This is a genomic window from Peribacillus sp. N1, assembly GCF_054600815.1.
Genome location: NZ_BAAHZO010000003.1, coordinates 375,491 through 394,822, shown reverse-complemented (window position 1 = coordinate 394,822; position 19,332 = coordinate 375,491). Strand labels below are relative to the sequence as shown.

20 protein-coding genes are annotated in these 19,332 nt (G+C 42.5%); 19 read left to right on the top strand and 1 reads right to left on the bottom strand.

Translation table 11 applies throughout. From position 1 onward, the window contains the following. Positions 1–13 precede the first annotated feature (13 nt). The 18 genes from ACYP5M_RS14805 (at position 14) to spoIID (ending at position 17,486) form a co-directional block, all read left to right on the top strand. Positions 14–874, top strand: coding sequence for a F0F1 ATP synthase subunit gamma (locus tag ACYP5M_RS14805; RefSeq protein ID WP_101223833.1), 861 nt, complete (start codon positions 14–16; stop codon positions 872–874). A gap of 87 nt (positions 875–961) precedes the next feature. Further along, positions 962–2,359, top strand: coding sequence for a F0F1 ATP synthase subunit beta (atpD, locus tag ACYP5M_RS14800; RefSeq protein WP_101223832.1), 1,398 nt, complete (start codon positions 962–964; stop codon positions 2,357–2,359). A 25-nt stretch (positions 2,360–2,384) separates the two neighbouring features. Then, the gene (locus ACYP5M_RS14795; RefSeq protein ID WP_048685840.1) at positions 2,385–2,786 is read left to right on the top strand and encodes a F0F1 ATP synthase subunit epsilon; all 402 of its coding nucleotides are present in this window, start codon (positions 2,385–2,387) and stop codon (positions 2,784–2,786) included. Positions 2,787–3,131: 345 nt separating this feature from the next. Further along, complete coding sequence (locus ACYP5M_RS14790; protein WP_076368347.1) at positions 3,132–3,506, top strand: NADH-quinone oxidoreductase subunit A; 375 nt, start codon at positions 3,132–3,134, stop codon at positions 3,504–3,506. Between the two features lie 26 nt (positions 3,507–3,532). Next, on the top strand, positions 3,533–4,009 hold the full coding sequence (locus ACYP5M_RS14785) for a NuoB/complex I 20 kDa subunit family protein (protein WP_170946902.1): 477 nt from the start codon (positions 3,533–3,535) through the stop codon (positions 4,007–4,009). Next, positions 4,010–5,266 carry an NADH-quinone oxidoreductase subunit C gene (locus ACYP5M_RS14780; RefSeq protein WP_452444703.1) on the top strand — a complete coding sequence of 419 codons (1,257 nt, stop codon included), beginning with the start codon at positions 4,010–4,012 and terminating at the stop codon, positions 5,264–5,266. It abuts the gene before it with no gap. Positions 5,267–5,271: 5 nt separating this feature from the next. Further along, the gene (locus tag ACYP5M_RS14775) at positions 5,272–6,369 is read left to right on the top strand and encodes an NADH-quinone oxidoreductase subunit D (protein WP_048685832.1); all 1,098 of its coding nucleotides are present in this window, start codon (positions 5,272–5,274) and stop codon (positions 6,367–6,369) included. After that, positions 6,370–7,377: an NADH-quinone oxidoreductase subunit NuoH gene (nuoH, locus tag ACYP5M_RS14770; protein ID WP_427573438.1), complete on the top strand. Its 1,008-nt coding sequence runs from the start codon at positions 6,370–6,372 to the stop codon at positions 7,375–7,377. A gap of 33 nt (positions 7,378–7,410) precedes the next feature. Continuing rightward, entirely contained in the window at positions 7,411–7,830 is a 420-nt protein-coding gene (nuoI, locus tag ACYP5M_RS14765; protein WP_101223827.1) for an NADH-quinone oxidoreductase subunit NuoI, read from the top strand. Then, positions 7,827–8,345, top strand: a complete 519-nt coding sequence (locus ACYP5M_RS14760) for an NADH-quinone oxidoreductase subunit J (protein WP_101223826.1) — start codon at positions 7,827–7,829, stop codon at positions 8,343–8,345. Before nuoI ends, ACYP5M_RS14760 begins: the two co-directional genes overlap by 4 nt. Beyond that, complete coding sequence (nuoK, locus tag ACYP5M_RS14755; protein WP_459735195.1) at positions 8,342–8,656, top strand: NADH-quinone oxidoreductase subunit NuoK; 315 nt, start codon at positions 8,342–8,344, stop codon at positions 8,654–8,656. Before ACYP5M_RS14760 ends, nuoK begins: the two co-directional genes overlap by 4 nt. A 34-nt stretch (positions 8,657–8,690) precedes the next feature. Further along, on the top strand, positions 8,691–10,562 hold the full coding sequence (gene nuoL / locus ACYP5M_RS14750; protein ID WP_459735194.1) for an NADH-quinone oxidoreductase subunit L: 1,872 nt from the start codon (positions 8,691–8,693) through the stop codon (positions 10,560–10,562). Next, a complete protein-coding gene (locus ACYP5M_RS14745) occupies positions 10,559–12,082 on the top strand; it encodes an NADH-quinone oxidoreductase subunit M (protein WP_434168141.1) in 1,524 nt (507 codons plus the stop codon). Before nuoL ends, ACYP5M_RS14745 begins: the two co-directional genes overlap by 4 nt. Before the next feature lie 3 nt (positions 12,083–12,085). Next, entirely contained in the window at positions 12,086–13,612 is a 1,527-nt protein-coding gene (gene nuoN, locus ACYP5M_RS14740) for an NADH-quinone oxidoreductase subunit NuoN (protein WP_434168140.1), read from the top strand. A 149-nt stretch (positions 13,613–13,761) separates the two neighbouring features. Continuing rightward, positions 13,762–14,004, top strand: coding sequence for a DUF1146 family protein (locus ACYP5M_RS14735; protein ID WP_101223821.1), 243 nt, complete (start codon positions 13,762–13,764; stop codon positions 14,002–14,004). A gap of 158 nt (positions 14,005–14,162) precedes the next feature. Beyond that, positions 14,163–14,912, top strand: coding sequence for a YwmB family TATA-box binding protein (locus tag ACYP5M_RS14730; protein WP_230176119.1), 750 nt, complete (start codon positions 14,163–14,165; stop codon positions 14,910–14,912). 32 nt (positions 14,913–14,944) lie between these two features. Further along, the gene (gene murA, locus ACYP5M_RS14725) at positions 14,945–16,246 is read left to right on the top strand and encodes a UDP-N-acetylglucosamine 1-carboxyvinyltransferase (RefSeq protein WP_098371638.1); all 1,302 of its coding nucleotides are present in this window, start codon (positions 14,945–14,947) and stop codon (positions 16,244–16,246) included. A gap of 202 nt (positions 16,247–16,448) precedes the next feature. Continuing rightward, the gene (spoIID, locus tag ACYP5M_RS14720; RefSeq protein WP_230176120.1) at positions 16,449–17,486 is read left to right on the top strand and encodes a stage II sporulation protein D; all 1,038 of its coding nucleotides are present in this window, start codon (positions 16,449–16,451) and stop codon (positions 17,484–17,486) included. Positions 17,487–17,505: 19 nt separating this feature from the next. Here the strand turns inward: spoIID and ACYP5M_RS14715 are convergent, their stop codons facing one another. After that, positions 17,506–17,931, bottom strand: a complete 426-nt coding sequence (locus ACYP5M_RS14715; RefSeq protein ID WP_101223818.1) for a VanZ family protein — start codon at positions 17,929–17,931, stop codon at positions 17,506–17,508. Positions 17,932–18,083: 152 nt separating this feature from the next. Here ACYP5M_RS14715 and ACYP5M_RS14710 point away from each other — a divergent pair, with 152 nt between their 5' ends. Beyond that, positions 18,084–19,061 carry a peptidoglycan DD-metalloendopeptidase family protein gene (locus tag ACYP5M_RS14710; protein WP_434168139.1) on the top strand — a complete coding sequence of 326 codons (978 nt, stop codon included), beginning with the start codon at positions 18,084–18,086 and terminating at the stop codon, positions 19,059–19,061. Positions 19,062–19,332 lie beyond the last annotated feature (271 nt).

Here is a 19,332-nt window from a genome sequence, read left to right as displayed (position 1 = left end):
GTGGTGAGAATGAATGGCCTCTTTACGCGATATTAAGTCTCGGATTACTTCAACGAAAAAGACGAGTCAAATTACAAAAGCGATGCAGATGGTATCTGCTTCTAAAATGAACCGTGCAGAAGCTAATGCTAAAGCATATGTTCCATATATGGAAAAAATTCAAGAAGTGGTATCTAGTATTGCGAACGGAAGCACGGATGCATCTCATCCAATGCTTACTTCACGTCCAGTTAAGAAAACCGGTTACTTGGTAATCACATCGGACCGTGGATTGGCTGGGGCTTACAATAGTAGCATCCTTCGCCACGTTCATAAAACTATTCTTGAACGCCATAAATCCAATGATGAGTTCGTCATTATCGCAATCGGAAGGGTTGGCCGTGATTTCTTTGTCAGCCGTAACATGCACGTAGAGCTTGAAGTAATTGGGGTTCCTGATCAGCCGTCTTTCGCTGACATTAGCTCCCTTGCAAAATCGACAGTGAATTTATATCTGAATGAGCTGTGTGATGAGCTTTATATGTACTATAACCATTATGTCAGCCCAATCCAGCAGGATGTAACGGAAAAGCAAGTCCTTCCGTTAGCTGACTTCAATACTTCCAATGCAACATTGACTTCTTATGAATTTGAACCGAATGCAGAAGAAATTCTTGAGGTATTACTGCCTCAATACGCAGAAAGTTTGATTTATGGTGCTTTATTAGATGGTAAAGCAAGTGAGCACTCTGCACGTATGACTGCAATGAAAAATGCGACCGATAATGCAAAAGAGTTGATTGACTCACTTTCATTACAATATAACCGTGCACGTCAGGCAGCGATCACTCAAGAAATTACAGAGATTGTCGGCGGTGCAGCAGCTTTAGAATAAAATCATTAAAGGGGCGGTCGGCCCGGACGAAGCTTGGCCGTTCCATAAACTCGATAGTCGTTATAAGCAACGTTAGGAGGGAAAACGATGAATATAGGACGCGTTACTCAAGTTATGGGTCCGGTTGTTGACGTGAAATTCGAAGACGGACAACTTCCTAAGATCTATAACGCGTTAAGAATCGAAAATACAGCGTCTGGTACAGGACTAACTCTTGAAGTGGCCCTTCAACTAGGTGATAATACAGTTCGTACTGTAGCAATGTCTTCCACTGATGGTTTAACTCGTGGTGCAGAGACTGTTGATACAGGAGCTCCAATTTCAGTACCTGTAGGTGAAGTTACTCTAGGTCGTGTTTTCAACGTATTAGGGGAAAACATTGACCTATTTGAACCACTTACAGCAGAGGTGCGTCGTGATCCAATTCACAGACAAGCACCAACTTTCGAGGAATTATCAACATCAGTTGAAATTCTTGAAACGGGTATTAAAGTAGTAGATTTACTTGCACCTTACATCAAAGGTGGTAAGATCGGTCTCTTCGGTGGAGCCGGTGTTGGTAAAACTGTACTTATTCAAGAACTTATCAATAACATCGCACAAGAGCACGGCGGTATCTCGGTATTCGCTGGTGTAGGTGAGCGTACTCGTGAAGGGAATGACCTTTTCTACGAGATGACTGATTCTGGTGTTATTAAGAAAACGGCGATGGTATTCGGACAAATGAACGAGCCACCAGGTGCACGTATGCGTGTTGCCCTAAGCGGTTTGACAATGGCTGAATATTTCCGTGACGAACAAGGACAAGATGTTCTTTTCTTCATCGATAACATCTTCCGTTTCACACAAGCAGGTTCTGAGGTTTCCGCCCTACTAGGACGTATGCCTTCAGCGGTTGGTTACCAACCAACGCTTGCTACTGAAATGGGTCAATTACAAGAACGTATCACTTCAACAAATAAAGGTTCTGTTACATCCATTCAAGCGATCTATGTACCTGCCGATGACTATACGGATCCGGCTCCAGCTACAACTTTCGCTCACTTGGATGCTACAACTAACCTTGAGCGTAAGCTTTCTGAAATGGGTATTTACCCTGCAGTTGATCCATTGGCGTCTTCTTCTCGTGCCCTTAGCCCAGAAGTCGTTGGCGCTGAGCACTATAAAGTTGCTCGTCAAGTGCAATCAACTTTACAGAAATATAAAGAACTTCAAGATATTATTGCCATCTTGGGTATGGACGAACTAAGCGAAGACGAAAAAGTAATCGTTGCCCGTGCTCGTAGAATTCAAAACTTCTTGTCACAAAACTTCCACGTGGCTGAACAATTCACTGGTCAAAAAGGATCTTATGTACCAGTTAAAGAAACAGTCCAAGGATTCAAAGATATCCTAGCTGGAAAATATGACGAACTTCCTGAAGATGCTTTCCGTCTAGTTGGCCGCATCGAAGAAGTTATTGCTAAAGCAAAAGAAATGGCTTAATTAAAGGGACCTAGGAGGGAATGAAATGAAGACCATTAAAGTCAATGTTGTTACTCCCGATGGCCCAGTATATGATGCAGAAGTTGAAATGGTAAGCACTAAAGCTAAAAGCGGTGAGCTGGGAATCATGGCTGGACACGTTCCAACTGTAGCCCCGCTTACCATTGGTGCTGTCCGTCTTAAAAATGGAAGCAACACAGACTATGTAGCTGTAAATGGTGGCTTCTTAGAAGTTCGCCCTGATGTGGTAACCATTTTGGCTCAATCTGCTGAAAGAGCTGAAACTATCGATCTTGCACGTGCTCAAGCAGCAAAAGCCCGTGCTGAACAAAGATTGCAGAACAATGATGGATCAAATGATGCCAAAAGAGCTAATTTAGCGCTTAAACGTGCCATCAACCGAATCCAAATTGCAGAAATGCGATAACTTTAATTGATGAAAACACCTGATCGAGCCATTCGTGGTAAGATTAGGTGTTTTTTTTTACCAAAAGGTTTTTGAGGATAGTAATTTTAATAAAAAAGGTTGTAGGATGAAAAAAAAGTCGAATTATAGAGTAAAGTATTTTCCATTTTAATCCTTAACTCGTCGACATGCTTTTAGCCTAATGTTATAATGTATACGCTTACAATTATTGCTTCATACCCCCTCCTTTCACGTTGCTTCTAAAAGAATGTCACCCTGCATAATATTTAAAAGGTATCCAAAAAGAAGACAAGCAAATCTAAATTGAACCCATTTAACATGATTTATCCATAAAGGGAGATGAACATGGGACAGCTGCATATTTACCAAAATAATTATTTAATTGTATTTGTTTTCCTTTGTCTCGGCATTTTATTGCCTGTGATTGCTTTATTTCTTGGTAGACTGCTAAGGCCTTATAAACCGACAGATATGAAATATACGACTTATGAAAGTGGAATCGAACCTTTTCAGGATTCGAGGGTTCAATTCAATGTCAGGTATTATCTTTTCGGATTGATGTTCGTCATATTTGATGTGGAAACGGTTTTTCTTTACCCATGGGCGGTCGCTTATGATGAACTCGGACTGTTTGCATTGATTGAAATGCTGTTTTTCGTCCTGATCCTTATGCTAGGGCTAATCTACGCTTGGAAAAAGAAGGTGTTAAAGTGGAATTGAAATTGGATGAACTTACCCCCGCAGAAATGGAAGAAATGCGACACAGTATTTTTTTATCCACACTTGAACAAATAAAAGGCTGGGCTAGAAGTAACTCACTCTGGCCAATGACTTTCGGTTTGGCATGCTGTGCAATTGAAATGATGGGTGTCGGCTCATCACATTATGATTTGGACCGATTCGGTTCATTTTTTCGGACATCACCCAGGCAATCGGATGTCATGATTGTTTCAGGAACTGTAACGAAAAAAATGGCTCCAATAATAAGTAGATTATATGAACAAATGCCAGAACCTAAATGGGTAATTGCAATGGGATCCTGTGCAACTGCTGGGGGGCCTTATGTTCACTCATACTCAGTGGTCAAAGGGGTAGATCAAATTGTACCTGTCGATGTATATATACCGGGTTGTCCCCCAAACCCAGCCGCACTTATTTATGGAATCAATAAGTTAAAAGAAAAAATCCGTTACGAGGCGAAAACCGGAAAGCGGGTGATATAGATGAGTGAAAAGGAAGACTTAGCGAAACAGAAGGCAGCGGCAGCGGCCAAGGCGAAGGCTGTAGCTTTGGCCCGAAAACAGGCGAAAGCTGAAAGTGCGGATGCAGAAGATGAAACGGATATTGCGAAGCAAAAGGCAGCGGCAGCGGCCAAAGCGAAGGCTGTAGCTTTGGCCCGAAAGCGGGCGAAAGATGAAGCTGCGGAGAAGCCGGAAGATGAAATGGATATAGCGAAGCAAAAGGCGGCGGCAGCGGCCAAGGCGAAAGCGGCAGCATTGGCCCGAAAGCGGGCGAAAGAAGAAGCTGCGGAGAAGCCGGAAGATGAAATGGATATAGCGAAGCAAAAGGTGGCAGCGGCGGCCAAAGCGAAAGCAGCAGCATTGGCCCGAAAACAGGCGAAAGAGGATGCGACTGAAAAACCGGAAGGCGAAATGGATGTAGCGAAGCAAAAGGCGGCGGCAGCGGCCAAGGCGAAAGCGGCAGCATTGGCCCGAAAACAGGCGAAAGCTGAAAGTGCGGAGAAGCCGGAAGATGAAATGGATATAGCGAAGCAAAAGGCGGCAGCGGCGGCCAAGGCGAAAGCAGCAGCATTGGCCCGAAAACGGTCGAAAGAGGATGCGACTGAAAAACCGGAAGGCGAAATGGATGTAGCGAAGCAAAAGGCAGCGGCAGCGGCCAAGGCGAAGGCAGAAGCGGCGGCCAAAGCGAAAGCTGCTGCTGCTGCAAAGAACAGGACTGCTGTAAAGGAAAGTGAAGAAGTTATCATCCCTAACGAGCTTTCCCCAAATCAGTCAAAACTCGATCAAATTGTTTCTGCTATTGAAAGCCATTTAGGACAAGGGGCATTATTAGAGCACTATATTAATAGATTATCAAAAGATGTACCCACTTTAGTGGCTAATCCGGATACATATTTCTCAATAGCAAAATTTATGCGATACGATGAACAGCTTGACTTTTCGTATTTATCGGAACTTCATGGTACGGATTTTGAATCCCATATGGAAATTTATGTACATTTACATTCATTTAAAATGAACCAATCAGTTGCCTTGAAAGTGAAGCTTGATAGGGAATCTCCCGTTATTCCATCTTTGGTCTCATTATGGTCAGGAGCAAATTGGCCAGAATGTGAGGCATATGATTTATTAGGGATTAACTTTTATGAACACCCTGATCTAAAACGGATTTTACTTGGTGATGATTGGAAAGGGTATCCCCTTAGAAAAGATTATCAGCCTTATGATGTGGAGGTGTAAGCCCAATGTTAAGGACGGAAGAAATGCTTCTCAATGTCGGGCCGCAGCATCCGAGTACACATGGTGTTTTTCGGCTTGTCATCAAGATTGACGGTGAAATTATAAAAGAGGCTACACCTGTTATTGGGTATCTGCATCGCGGTACGGAAAAATTAGCGGAAAATCTGCAATATACACAAATAATCCCATATACCGATCGGCTCGATTATCTAGCGGCAATGACAAATAATTATGTGCTTTGCCATGCTGTTGAGACAATGATGGGGGTGGAGATCCCCGAAAGGGCAGAATATTTGCGGGTTATCGCAATGGAATTGGGCAGAGTTGCAAGCCACCTTGTCTGGTGGGGTACATACTTGCTGGATATAGGTGCGACGAGCCCTTTCCTATACGCCTTTCGAGAACGTGAAATGATCGTTAATTTATTGACTGAATTGTCAGGGGCACGCCTTACATTCAATTATATGCGTGTTGGAGGCGTGAAATGGGATGCTCCTGAAGATTGGATTGCGAAGGTTGCCGAGTTTGTCCCTTATATGAGGGAGCAGCTTGCCGGTTACCATGAGCTTGTGACAGGGAATGAAATCTTTGTTAATCGGGTTAAGGGGGTGGGCATCTATACGAAGGAAGAAGCCCTGCAGTATTCGCTTAGCGGTGCCAACTTAAGATGTACAGGTGTGAAATGGGATTTACGAAAAAATGAGCCATATTCCATTTACGACAGGTTCACATTTGATGTTCCTACAAGGGAAGAGGGTGATGCCTTTTCTCGCTATCACTGTAGAATGGAAGAAATCGAGGAATCACTGAAAATCATCGAGCAGGCGGTTGAGCAATTTCCAGAAGGGCCAGTCCTTGCAAAGGTCCCCAAAATAATAAAGGTTCCTAAGGGTGAAGCATTTGTCAGAATTGAATCACCAAGAGGGGAAATCGGCTGTTATATCGCGAGTGAAGGGAAAAAGGAGCCATACCGTTTGAAATTTCGCAGACCTTCATTTTATAATCTGCAAATTCTTCCGAAATTATTGGAAGGGGAAAATATGGCGAACTTGATAACGATATTAGGTGCAATCGATATCGTTTTAGGGGAGGTGGATGGATAAATGATCAAGGACCTTCTCCACTCCGCTCCAAGCCTGCTGAATTTTGGCATTTTTTTTGGTTTGGCAGTCCTGCTCCTGTTCGTCGTATTAGGGTTTGTAACCTATGGAATCCTTTCAGAGCGAAAAATCATGGGATTCATGCAGATGCGTGTCGGCCCAAACCAAATTGGGGGGAAATGGGGTCTCTTGCAGACCGTTGCCGATGTTTTGAAACTTCTGATCAAGGAAGATACGATACCCAAAAAAGCTGATAAGCCGTTATATATTTTAGCTCCGGTAATTGCTTTTGCTCCTGCTTTCATGGTCCTTGCCACCTTGCCGTTCACCGATGCCTTCCAATTTGCGGATATAGGTGTCGGACTGCTTTATTATATGGCGATTTCCGGCATATCGACCATCGGCATCGTCACTGCGGGTTGGGCATCCAATAATAAATATTCTTTGATTGGCGGGATGAGGGCAGCCGCGCAAATGATATCTTATGAAATCCCATTGGTGATGTCACTAGTGGGAATCGTCCTCCTAACAGGCAGTTTAAACTTGAATGATATAGTTGCAGCCCAGGAAAGGGTTTGGTTCATTTTTCTTCAGCCGATTGCGTTCATCGTGTTTTTCATTGCATCGGTTGCCGAGTTGAACAGGGTTCCTTTTGACCTTCCGGAAGCGGAATCCGAACTTGTTGCAGGCTATCATGTTGAATACTCTGGATTTCGCTGGGCCTTCTTTATGTTATCTGAATATGTGTATATGTTTGCAATGGCAACGCTAACCACTGTATTATTTTTAGGGGGATGGAATTCTATTCCGTTTTTGGATTTTATTCCGGCAGCCATCTGGTTCGGTCTGAAGTTCAGTGCCGTATTCTATGTATTGGTCTGGATTCGTGTAACCTTTCCTCGTATAAGGGCCGATCAATTGATGGAATTCGGATGGAAGGTGCTGCTTCCGGTTGCATTGGCTAATATATTTTTGACGGCACTTATAAAAGAATTGATTAACCTTTTTTAGAAACTTAAGCTGGTCGGAAAGCGAGGGATTTATATGCTTGGTTTAGCAAAAGGTTTAACCTATACATTAAAGAACTTGACGAGGAAAAAAGTGACCTATGACTACCCGAATGAGCCGCTTCCACTTCCTGACCGATTCCGCGGAATCCAGAAATTCTATCCTGAAAAATGTATTGTATGCAATCAGTGCGTGACGATTTGCCCAACGGATTGTATTCAATTAACAGGTAAGAAGCATCCGGACCCGTCGAAAAAAGGGAAAATCATCGATACGTATGACATCAATTTCGAGATTTGCATTTTATGTGATTTATGTACGGAGGTCTGCCCTACAGAAGCAATCGTGATGACGAATCAATTCGAGCTGGCCGAATATAGCCGTGATCATCTATTTAAAAATCTGGAGTGGCTGGATGAAAATGATGAAAATGTCCGGAAGGTGAATAAAGTATGAGTTTGTCGGGTGAATTAATTGCCTTCATTGGTTTGGCACTCGTCTCGATAGTAGGCGGGGTGCTGCTGATTACCTTAACAAAAGTGGTGCACATGGTAATTGCACTTGTTTTTACTTTCTTGGGCATTGCAGGCATTTATATGTTGCTTTCGGCCGAGTTTGTCGCCATTGTTCAAATCCTTATTTATTCAGGGGCTATTACGATCGTGATGCTATTCGGGATTATGCTGACAAAACACCAAGAAAATGATGCACCCGCTAAAGGGGGCTGGGGAAATTTCTCCTTGCTGGCGGCGATTGCTGGATTTGCCGTGGCGGTGTATCTGGGGATTTATAATCTTGATATACCTGTACAGCCAACGGCCTTGCATGAGGAAAATACAAAGCAAATAGGAATCGAACTTTTTTCAAAATATGTAATTCCATTTGAAGTGATGTCGGTACTCCTGCTTGTTGCTTTAGTCGGTGCCATCGTATTGGCTAAAAAAGATGATGAGGAGGGAGATCGATCATGACGGGAGTTCCCTTGTCGGCTTACCTTGTATTGGCACTCGTTTTATTTTGTATGGGGCTGTATGGTGCCTTGACGAAAAGAAATGCGGTCATTGTTTTGATTTCAATCGAGCTGATGCTGAACGCTGCAAATATCAATTTAGTTGCCTTCAGTAAATTGGGGGTAACACCATCCATTACGGGTCAAGTTTTTTCCTTATTCACGATTACGATCGCTGCGGCCGAGGCGGCTGTAGGGCTGGCTATACTAATGTCCCTTTATCGCAATCGGAAGACGGTCAATGTCGATGAAATGGAAATTATGAAGAATTGAAGGTTTATATAAATGAAGAAGGGGATTTGATACGATGATGGAGTACGCATGGCTCATACCGGTCTTTCCACTCGTCACGTTTCTGGTTCTGCTTCTATCAGGCGGGCGGTTGCGGGAACGAGGGGCATTTATAGGAATAATATGTACATTGGCTTCGTTTGTTTTATCGTTGCTCGTCCTGATGGAACGATTTAAAGAACCTACTTATAATATATCGATAGATTGGCTTTCCTTCGGGGGGACGCAACTTTCAGCTGGATTCGAAATCAATCAGCTTAATGCCTTGATGCTTGTGGTCGTTTCCCTTGTCAGCCTGCTTGTCCAGATATATTCGAAGGGGTATATGAAGGGTGAAGTGCGATTCTCCATTTTTTATGCTTATCTGGGCTTCTTCACCTTTGCCATGCTTGGACTTGTCATGGCACCCAATTTATTACAACTTTATATCTTCTGGGAATTGGTCGGGGTGGGTTCTTTCCTGCTCATTGGGTTTTACTTTTATAAACATGAAGCTAAGGCTGCAGCGAAGAAGGCATTCATCATGACCAGGATTGGGGATGTAGGGCTCTTAATCGGCATCATTCTGCTATTCTGGGAAACAGGCAGCTTTGAATATGGAGAGATCTTTCAAGCCGTTCAATCGGGCATGATATCAAGCGGAAAACTGACTTTAATCGCTATTTTGATTTTTATCGGAGCGGTTGGGAAGTCTGGACAATTTCCTCTTCACACGTGGCTTCCGGATGCAATGGAAGGACCGACTCCGGTTTCCGCATTGATACACGCAGCAACCATGGTTGCTGCAGGGGTTTACCTGGTGGCGGCCATGTTTCCGCTATTCATGGCAAGTTTTGCTGCGATGCAGGTCGTAGCGATAACAGGTGGAATTACAGCCATATTCGCCGCAAGCATTGCCATCGTGCAAAAGGATGTTAAGCGTGTATTGGCATATTCGACAATCTCTCAGCTTGGCTTTATGATGCTTGCTTTGGGTACTTCGGGATATGTGGCCGGGGTGTTCCATTTAATGACCCATGCCTTTTTTAAAGCATTGCTGTTTTTGGCAGCAGGCAGTGTTATTCACGCTATACATACACAGGATATGGAAAAGATGGGCGGCCTATGGGGTAAGTTGAATTGGACTGGGCCGCTGTTCTTGACTGGCACGTTGGCGATATCGGGGTTTCCGTTACTCTCAGGTTTTTTCAGTAAAGATGAAATTCTAATGGCAGCCTGGGAGAATGGTAGTTATATATTGTTTGGTCTAGCGGTGGTTACCTCCTTTTTAACTGCTTTTTATATGTTCCGGCTGTTTTTCATGATGTTTGCAGGCGATTCGCGCAGTCAAGTAAAACAGGTCAAGGAATCACCTTCCATCATGCTAATTCCCATGCTCGCATTGGCTTTGTTTGCTGTAATCGGCGGGTATATCCAAACACCGTGGTTTGGAACTTTCCTTGGGGAGTGGCTTGTGGAGGGAAATGAAGCTGCTCTAGGCGCCAGCCATAGTGAGGGACCCGTTTGGATAATGTTGCTGGCCGTGCTTGTATCGCTGGCCGGGATATACCTTGCTTATATGATATACGCTAAAAAGAAGTTACCTCGGGACTGGCTTGTCAAAGAAAACTCCGGGGTATATCGGGTTTTGGAAAATAAGTATTATATTGATGAGATTTACTATTACACTGCAGGCTATGCAGTCAAGGGCTTTAGTATATTCCTATCTTATATGGAAAGGTTCATTGTCGGCGGCCTGGTTTCCACTGTAACAAGTTCGATAGAAGGATTAGGAAAAATAGGGTCTAAACTGCAAACAGGACAGGTACAGCAATATGGCATGATAGCCTTTCTGGGACTTGCGGTACTGTTGGTGATTTTTGCAGTAACTGGGGGGTATCTAAGATGAATGTCTATTTGCTCTCGCTTTTAGTGTTTTCACCGCTGCTGGGCATAGTGATGGTTGCCCTCATGCCGAAAAAAGAGGGAAGGACGATTAAACAATTTGGCTTTTTCGGAACACTGCCTCCTCTTTTCATATCGTTCTTTCTATGCAGTCAATATTATTCGGGTGTGGGCCTATCCTTATTTGACATTAAGTTGAATTGGATCAGGTTTGGGAATTTGGAGATGTATGATCCCAAGCTCTTCACGGTTGACTTTGAGTTGGGGCTGGATGGATTAAGTCTCATCTTCATATTACTGACAACAATCATTTCAACACTGGCCGCAATCGCATCCATTAATATAAAAAAGGAATGGAAAGGGTATTATTTGTTATTTTTGATCCTGGAGATTGGGATGCTCGGTGTCTTCACCGCAGAAAATTTAATCCTTTTTTTCATCTTTTTTGAAATGACTTTGATTCCTGCTTTCTTTTTAATTGGCAGATGGGGCTTCCTGGAGAGGGAGAAAGCTTCTTATAGTTTTCTGATTTATAATGGCATTGGTTCGGCTGTTTTATTAGTGGCTATTTTGATTTTGTTTGCCAGGACGGGTACGACCAACATTGCAGCATTGACACAGATGATGACAATGGGCGGTGTTTCACTTTTTGCACCAATATCCGGTTCGATGAAATATGGTTTATGTCTCGCCTTTCTCGTAGCATTTGCGATAAAGCTGCCCGTCTTTCCCTTTCACAGCTGGATGGTGCGGGTCCATGCAGAAGCACCTCCATCCATAGTCATGATACATGCGGGTGTCCTATTGAAAATAGGGGCGTACGGAATCATCCGGTTTGGAATGGGGATATTTCCTGAACAATATAAAAGCTTGGCCTTTACCATTGTCCTATTTGGGGTCCTCAGTTTTTTATATGGTGCATTTCTAGCTTTGGTACAAACGGATTTCAAGCTCGTTTTAGCCTACTCATCAATCTCACATATGGGTATCGTCATGATGGGGCTGGGAGCCTTGAATGAAGCGGGCATTCAGGGAGCTATTTTTCAAGTCATCTCACACGGGCTAATTGCTGCTTTGTTGTTTTTCTTGGTGGGAGTGTTGTATGAGCGTACGGGAACCACGATGCTTCCTAAGCTTGGGGGGCTGGCCAAGTCGATGCCGATTTTTTCAGGGTTTATGTTAGCTTGCGGGATGGCTTCACTCGGTTTGCCTGGCATGTCGGGCTTCATCAGTGAATTCATGGTATTTCTTGGCTTATTCAAGAGTCAGCCGTTGCTAGCGGCAATTGGGGTGATCGGGCTGGTTTTAACAGCTGTTTATGTATTGAGGGCGGTCATGCAGATGACTTTCGGGAAAAATGATAGTTTGATAGAAAAAGAGAAATGGGACCTAAGGGGCTGGGAGTTTTTTCCCGCGTTGGTTCTTCTCGCTTTGATAATATCTGTTGGGGTATACCCAAATTTGTTAGGCGGGCCTCTTCAAGGAACGATTGAAGCCATGATGCTTGCTCTAGGGGGGCGATGAAGGATGGATTGGAACACGATGCTTTCTTATGATTGGGGAGCGATGATGCCAGAATTCATCATCCTTGGAACAACCATGATTCTTTCGATATTGGATTTATTCTGGCCAAAGCACTTTAATCGGAGAAAACTGGCATGGCTCGCGCTAACCGGAATCATTTTGGCATGTTTGTCACTGATTAGCCTGCTATCCTTTGAGACAGTCAGTATCTTATCCGATACGTTTCGTTTGGATTCATTTGCAAAAGCTTTTAAGCTGCTGCTGTTATTAGGAGCGGCCCTAATCATCCTTCTGGCTGAAGGATATGAACCGCAAGAGGGGCTGCGGGAGCACCGGGGGGAATTTTATTATCTGTTCCTGACCGCTTTGCTTGGAGCGATGGTCATGTCCTCAAGCGGTGATTTGATAACGCTGTTCGTTGGACTGGAACTGCTTTCACTTTCATCTTATATATTGGTCGGAATACGCAAGCATGATCGGAAGTCCAACGAAGCGTCCATGAAGTATGTAATAAACGGAGGCATTTCCACAGCGATCACTTTATTTGGGATGAGCTATTTATATGGAGTGACCGGTTCCGTCAATCTAGGCGAAATGAGCCGGACGATGGCTGCGATGACGGACGGACAGCTGCAATACATCATGGGTCTCGCTTTCTTCATGGTGTTTGTAGGTATAGCCTTCAAGATAGCTGCCGCTCCATTTCATATGTGGGCGCCGGATGTGTACGAGGGGGCACCGACACCGGTCGCAGCCTTCTTGAGTGTAATTTCGAAAATGGCGGGTTTCGTCATCATCCTGCGCATTTTTCTCTCATTGTTCCTAACAGCTTCCGGTGATACGTTCGGAGCGCTCGACTTTTTGGAAAAAAATAATATCTATATAGCTTCGTTGGCGGGCCTGACGATCATCATTGGAAATGTGGTTGCGTTAAGGCAGCAAAATTTAAAACGATTATTCGCTTATTCAAGCATCGCCCATGCGGGTTACCTGCTTGTAGCGGTGGCCACATTGGGCGGGGGATATTTTCTCCTGGATACTGTCTGGTTTTACCTGATGGCTTATGTATTAATGAATATCGGTATATTCGCAGTCATTCAGCTTCTATCCAGCCAAAGTGGGTCAGAAGATATTAGCATTCTTGCAGGAATGGGGAGGAAATCACCTTATCTTGCCATGGCATTCACCGTATTTATCCTGTCGCTTGCTGGAATCCCCGGTACGACAGGTTTCATTGGCAAACTTAATATTTTTCTTGGAACATTCATAACGGAGCCTGGACATTTTGTCCTTGCGGGAATCATGATTGCAGGTACCATTGTATCCTATGTGTATTATTTCGGCTTATTGGTTCAGGTCTTTTTCCGACCGGTTCATTCAGAGAAGGTCATTAAAATCCGTCCGGGTCTTTACATTGTGTTGATCATTTGCGTAATAGGCACCATACTTTTCGGGGTGGCGCCCAATATTGCCTTTGATTTTATTCATGATCAATTTGGCGAATTTACAGACTTTATTTCAAGTAAATGATATAATGCCTGTATCAGAGGCTTGTTCCATTGGATCAAGCCTCTATTTACAGTTTTAAAAAGATATTTTGCAATTCTTCCTTTTAAATTCCAAATATGAAGGGGTTTTGTGTTAGAATAGAATTCGGGTGTCTTTTAGGAGGTATGTACATGTTTTCAGCAATGGGACAGCAGGCTTTAACAGGAATAATTGCACACTTGTTTTTCATCGCAGTTACCTGGTGGGCTCTCCAGGCATTACATTTTGATAAAATATTAAGATCCAATTCTGTCATCAAGGCAAGGGTTTTATATATTTTATTAACGGTTGCCATCGGTTCAGTTGTAAGTAATTTCTTCCTCGACTACCTGGGATTTGCAAATCAACTTCCGTATATGTTTAGTAATGACTGATATGCTGTAAGAATTTTCTTATAGCAAAATATGATTCTACTCTTGTATTCGCTTTTGCTTCCTGCCAGTATAAGGGGAAGTTGTCACCAATTGTCGGAAAACTCGAAGTATGATCTCTCTCCTTATGGAAAGAATGTGTAAAAGGGGAGGGATTTAACATGTTTAATTTAAACAAAAAAATGTTATCATACATAGTATTTCTCGGTTTGATGGTGATTTTAATAGGGAATAGTACGATTGTGGCAGAAAGCAAACCAGATATAGTTAAATTGGTGGGACTGTTACAAAAAGATAAAGATTTAGACATAGGCGATTGGTCTGTACTCACTAGAGAAATAAATAAAGAGATTACAACTAAACAAGAGTTTGAAAACGAAGTTACAGCTTTAAAACGAAAATACCCTCAATTTCAATGGCACCGGAAAGATGATGCTTCCGGCTGGAAGGCAGAGGCGTTAACTTACAATGTCGATTCAGGTCTGACCGAGTCTATCAAAATAATGACAACGGAAGAGAAATTTGATAAAGTTACCTATGTTATTTACGAAGTGGAGGGGAAAAAGTGGAAGAAAGCCAATGCGGCATTTTTTACTGCTACGTTCCAAAACAGGGTGAATGACCTATTTATAGGAACTCCTTCAATTTTTTCTTGTATTAAAGGGTCTATCAATGATAATATGGATTCGGTTTTAAGCTCTAAAACTGAAGACCTGTTAGATATGTTCCAAGCAAGGGAAATTGAGAGTGTGCATGAAACAAACTTTACATCTATATCTGCACATTCAACATTGTTTAAACAACCTTTGACAAAAGAAAAATTAAATTTGCAGTTTGGGCTACGGACAGAAGGATTGGGTGACCGAACGAACTTTGTAGTTGGCACACCAATCATAACGTTTGAATATTAATATAGAGAAAATGGACGCGGAGGGGAATACTTTTGGAAAAAATCATCGTCCGCGGCGGAAAAAGGCTTAGCGGGACAGTTAAAGTAGAAGGTGCTAAAAACGCCGTTTTGCCAGTTATCGCTGCAACATTATTAGCAAGTGATGGGAAAAGTATCATTAAAGATGTTCCTACGCTCTCCGATGTATATACAATCAATGAAGTATTGCGCAACTTAAATGCAGATGTTGCCTTTCATGACAATCAAGTAACTGTAGATGCATCAAGAGAGTTATTAGAAGAAGCACCATTTGAATATGTACGCAAAATGAGAGCTTCCGTTTTAGTGATGGGCTCATTACTAGCAAGGAATGGCCGGGCCCGCGTTGCTCTTCCTGGTGGCTGTGCCATCGGATCACGTCCTATCGACCAGCATTTAAAGGGCTTTGAAGCGATGGGAGCAAAAGTGAAGGTCGGCAATGGTTTCATTGATGCCGAGGTTGAAGGCAGACTTAAGGGTGCAAGAGTGTATCTTGACTTCCCGAGTGTGGGTGCCACTGAAAACATCATGATGGCAGCAACACTTGCTGAAGGTATAACTATTCTTGAAAATGTGGCCAAAGAGCCTGAAATTGTAGATCTTGCGAATCTCCTTAATAAAATGGGTGCCAAAGTCAGAGGTGCCGGTACTGGTACGATGAGAATCGAAGGTGTCGATAAATTATATGGCACTGAACATACGATTATACCTGACCGTATCGAAGCTGGTACATTCATGACTGCGGCCGCTCTTACTGGCGGAAATGTTCTTGTTCAAGGAGCTGTACCTGAACACCTTACTTCCCTTATTGCCAAAATGGAGGAAATGGGTGTTGAAATTCTTGAAGAAGAAGATGGATTACGCGTTATCGGTCCAAAAACCTTGAAGGCCATTGATATCAAAACAATGCCACATCCTGGTTTCCCGACTGATATGCAATCGCAAATGATGGCATTACTACTTCGTGCTGAAGGAACAAGCATGATTACGGAGACCGTTTTCGAAAACCGTTTTATGCATGTTGAAGAATTCCGTCGCATGAATGCCAATATTAAAATAGAAGGTCGTTCCGTTATCGTTAACGGACCAACTAACATTCAAGGTGCTGAAGTAGCTGCAACAGATTTACGTGCCGCGGCAGCGCTCATCCTGACTGGATTGGTTGCAGATGGCATTACACGTGTTACAGAATTGAAGCATCTTGACAGAGGGTACGTGAATTTCCATGGTAAATTGGCATCTCTAGGTGCTGATGTGGAACGTATTAACGAAGATGTACCTGCTGAAACAAAAAAAATCGCAGATTTAAACGCATAAGTTAGCTTATGAAACCATTCACGTTCGAGTCATTGAACCGTGAATGGTTTTTTTTGTCTTGTTCCTGGTTCATCGCCTACAGTTAAATAGTTGTCGTTTTTCTATTCATAAAAGCTTGTCCTTCGACATACATTTGTTATGTAAAGATACCTGCTGAATGCGATTTACGGCAGAGAAAACAAGTGTAGGGAGGCTCAGGAATTTGAAAGCAATCAAACCGATGATCGTACTATTCATAGCAGTAGCATTCGTAATTATCATGATTCCAGCAGTGCTTGTGCTTCCATTTTCAAATGAAAAGACAAGTGGGCAATTGACCGAAGAGTTGGAAAAGAAAGTGAAGAATGAGGGTAAAGAGGTAGCTGCAAATGAAATGAGTTCCGTAGAAGTTGCCGTTTACCGCACATCTGCAAAAAAGATTGAAAAACTGCCGATTGAATCGTACTTGACTGGTGTGGTTGCAGCTGAAATGCCAGCAGATTTTGAAGAAGAAGCGCTGAAGGCACAAGCATTGACAGCGAGAACCTACATTGTCAATCAGCTCATAAGCGAAAGTCGATTAGGCTTGCCTGAAGGTGCCGATGTAAGCGATACGGTCATGCACCAAGTTTATAAGAATAATGATGAGCTGAAAAAACAGTGGGGCTCTGATTATAAATCGAAGATGCAAAAAATCAACAAGGCTATAAAGGAAACGGCTGGTCAAATCTTAACCTATGAAGGAAAACCGATTACTGCCACTTTTTTTTCGACCAGCAATGGCTATACGGAGAATTCAGAGGACTATTGGCAAGCTGAATTTCCCTATTTAAAAAGTGTATCCAGTCCATGGGATAAAGAAGAATCACCAAAATTTTATAATAAAGTTGTTGTCGATACTGCAGATTTTGAAAAAAAGCTGGGTGTAAGTCTTTCTTCGGGAACATCTATAGGGACTGTCATTGAAAGAACATCGGGTAATCGCGTAGGTGTAGTGGAAATCGGAGGAAAGAAAATGACAGGAAAACAGATTCGTGAGAAGCTCGGGCTGACATCGTCCGATTTTGACTGGGAGCGTCAAGGCAACCAGATTGTCATCACGACAAAAGGATCCGGACACGGAGTTGGAATGAGCCAGTACGGTGCTAATGGCATGGCCAGGGAAGGAAAAACCTATGAAGACATCGTTAAATATTATTATAAAGGCGTCAAAGTTCAGTCTTCAAGTAAGTGGCTGAATACGATGACGGCAAAAAAATGAGAGATGGGGATCCCATCTCTCATTTTTTTTCGTTTAATTTTTCTATAATCGTCAAAAAGCCCCGTTTACGCTTGAAATAATGATATTGGACATGAAAATAGACTGCAGCCACTCCAATGATATCCTTAATGACATCTATTAAGGTAGAGGAGCGGTATGGGACGAAAGATTGGTGGTATTCATCAATAACACCGTAAAGGCAAGCTACAAGGGCAGCCAACAGGCTTAAACCTGCTTTCATTTTTTGGTTTGCGGCAAGGGCCGAAACTAATAATATATACAAAAGGGCAAATTCGACCAGATGAAGTGCCTCTTTGATAAATCGGTCAATTGAGGATGAGGGAAGATCAAGAATCATATCATCGGGGTTGCTCGACATTATCCAAATGGCAATCATATATAGGAAAGGCAATAACGTTAACACAAGTTTAAAAGCTTTTTTCATGATTTAAACATCCTTCAACAGTAAGATATCAAACATTTTACCATTCTGCGAATAAAATCGGTTTCATTTCCACAAAATAAATCTAAAAAAATTTTTTCCTGAATGTATATAATCTTGGCAAAATGTTCAGAATGATTGCTGAGGTGATTAATATGAGAGAGGAAGAAAAGAAACCAACTTCCACAATCCGACGTATACTAAAACAACGTTGGGCATTATCAGCAATCTATATCGCAAGTGCAGCCATAATCTTAGCCGCGGCCTTCTTATTACAAAATAGTTTTAATGATTCAGCTAAAGATGGCAATGAGGAATCAGCTGAAACAGGAAAAAACTATGGTGAGCCTTCTGTAGAGGTTAATAGTAATCTTGAGACAATCAAGATGCCTGTAGCCAATGCAGATAAAACGGTTATCAAGAAACAGTTTTATGATGTGAATGCGGATGAAAAGGCACAAGAAGAAGCATTGGTTTTCTACAACAATAGATATGAGCAAAATAAAGGTATAGACATTGCAATGGAAGATGGAAAGTCTTTCGATGTAAAAGCTTCCTTAAGTGGAAATGTAACGAAAGTTCAAGACGATGCGTTGCTTGGAAATTTAGTTGAAGTTGAGCATGAAGATGGTGTCGTTACCCGTTATCAATCTGTTAAAGACATTAAGGTTGCAGTCGGTGACAAAGTGAAACAAGGACAAGCAATTGCTACAGCTGGAAAAAGCCAAATCAATGAAGAGGCTGGCGTACATGTCCACTTCGAAATCAGAAAAGATAACATTGCGTTAAACCCACTTGATTTTGTTGATAAACAAGCTTCTGCGATCCAATCGGCAACTGAAGCCGAGGGCAGTGAACTTGAAAATTCAGGTAATAAAGAAGAAACACCTGCAGTCGAAGGATCTGAAGCTGATAAAGAAGAAACGCCTGCAGTCGAAGAGTCTGAAACTGGCACAGAAGAAGCTCCTGCAGTCGAAGAGTCTGAAACTGGCACAGAAGAAACTCCTGCAGTTGACGAATCTGAAGAGGGCACTGATTTAGAGAATGGCACTGATGAGGAAGGCTCTGTCCCTGGTGAAGATACAACTGAAGAAAGCGATTCCTTAAAAGATTCGTTAAATCAATCTAATTAAAATTAAGATTTTTAATAAAATCAAAACAAAAACCTAGAACGTTACGAATGACAACAACTGAAAATTTGGTAAAAGGAAGCCGTTCACTTTGAACGGCTTCCTTTTTTTCTTTCGAGGAAATATTGGACAATATGCTGAAACCTTTGAATTTCTGACAAATTTCTCGGGAAATAATTTGCTCTTAAGGAAAAGAAACAGATGAAAATCATAAATAAATCCAAACCTCCTGTCCCATTAGGCATATATTCTTAACCAAGCTAATAAGATGTTA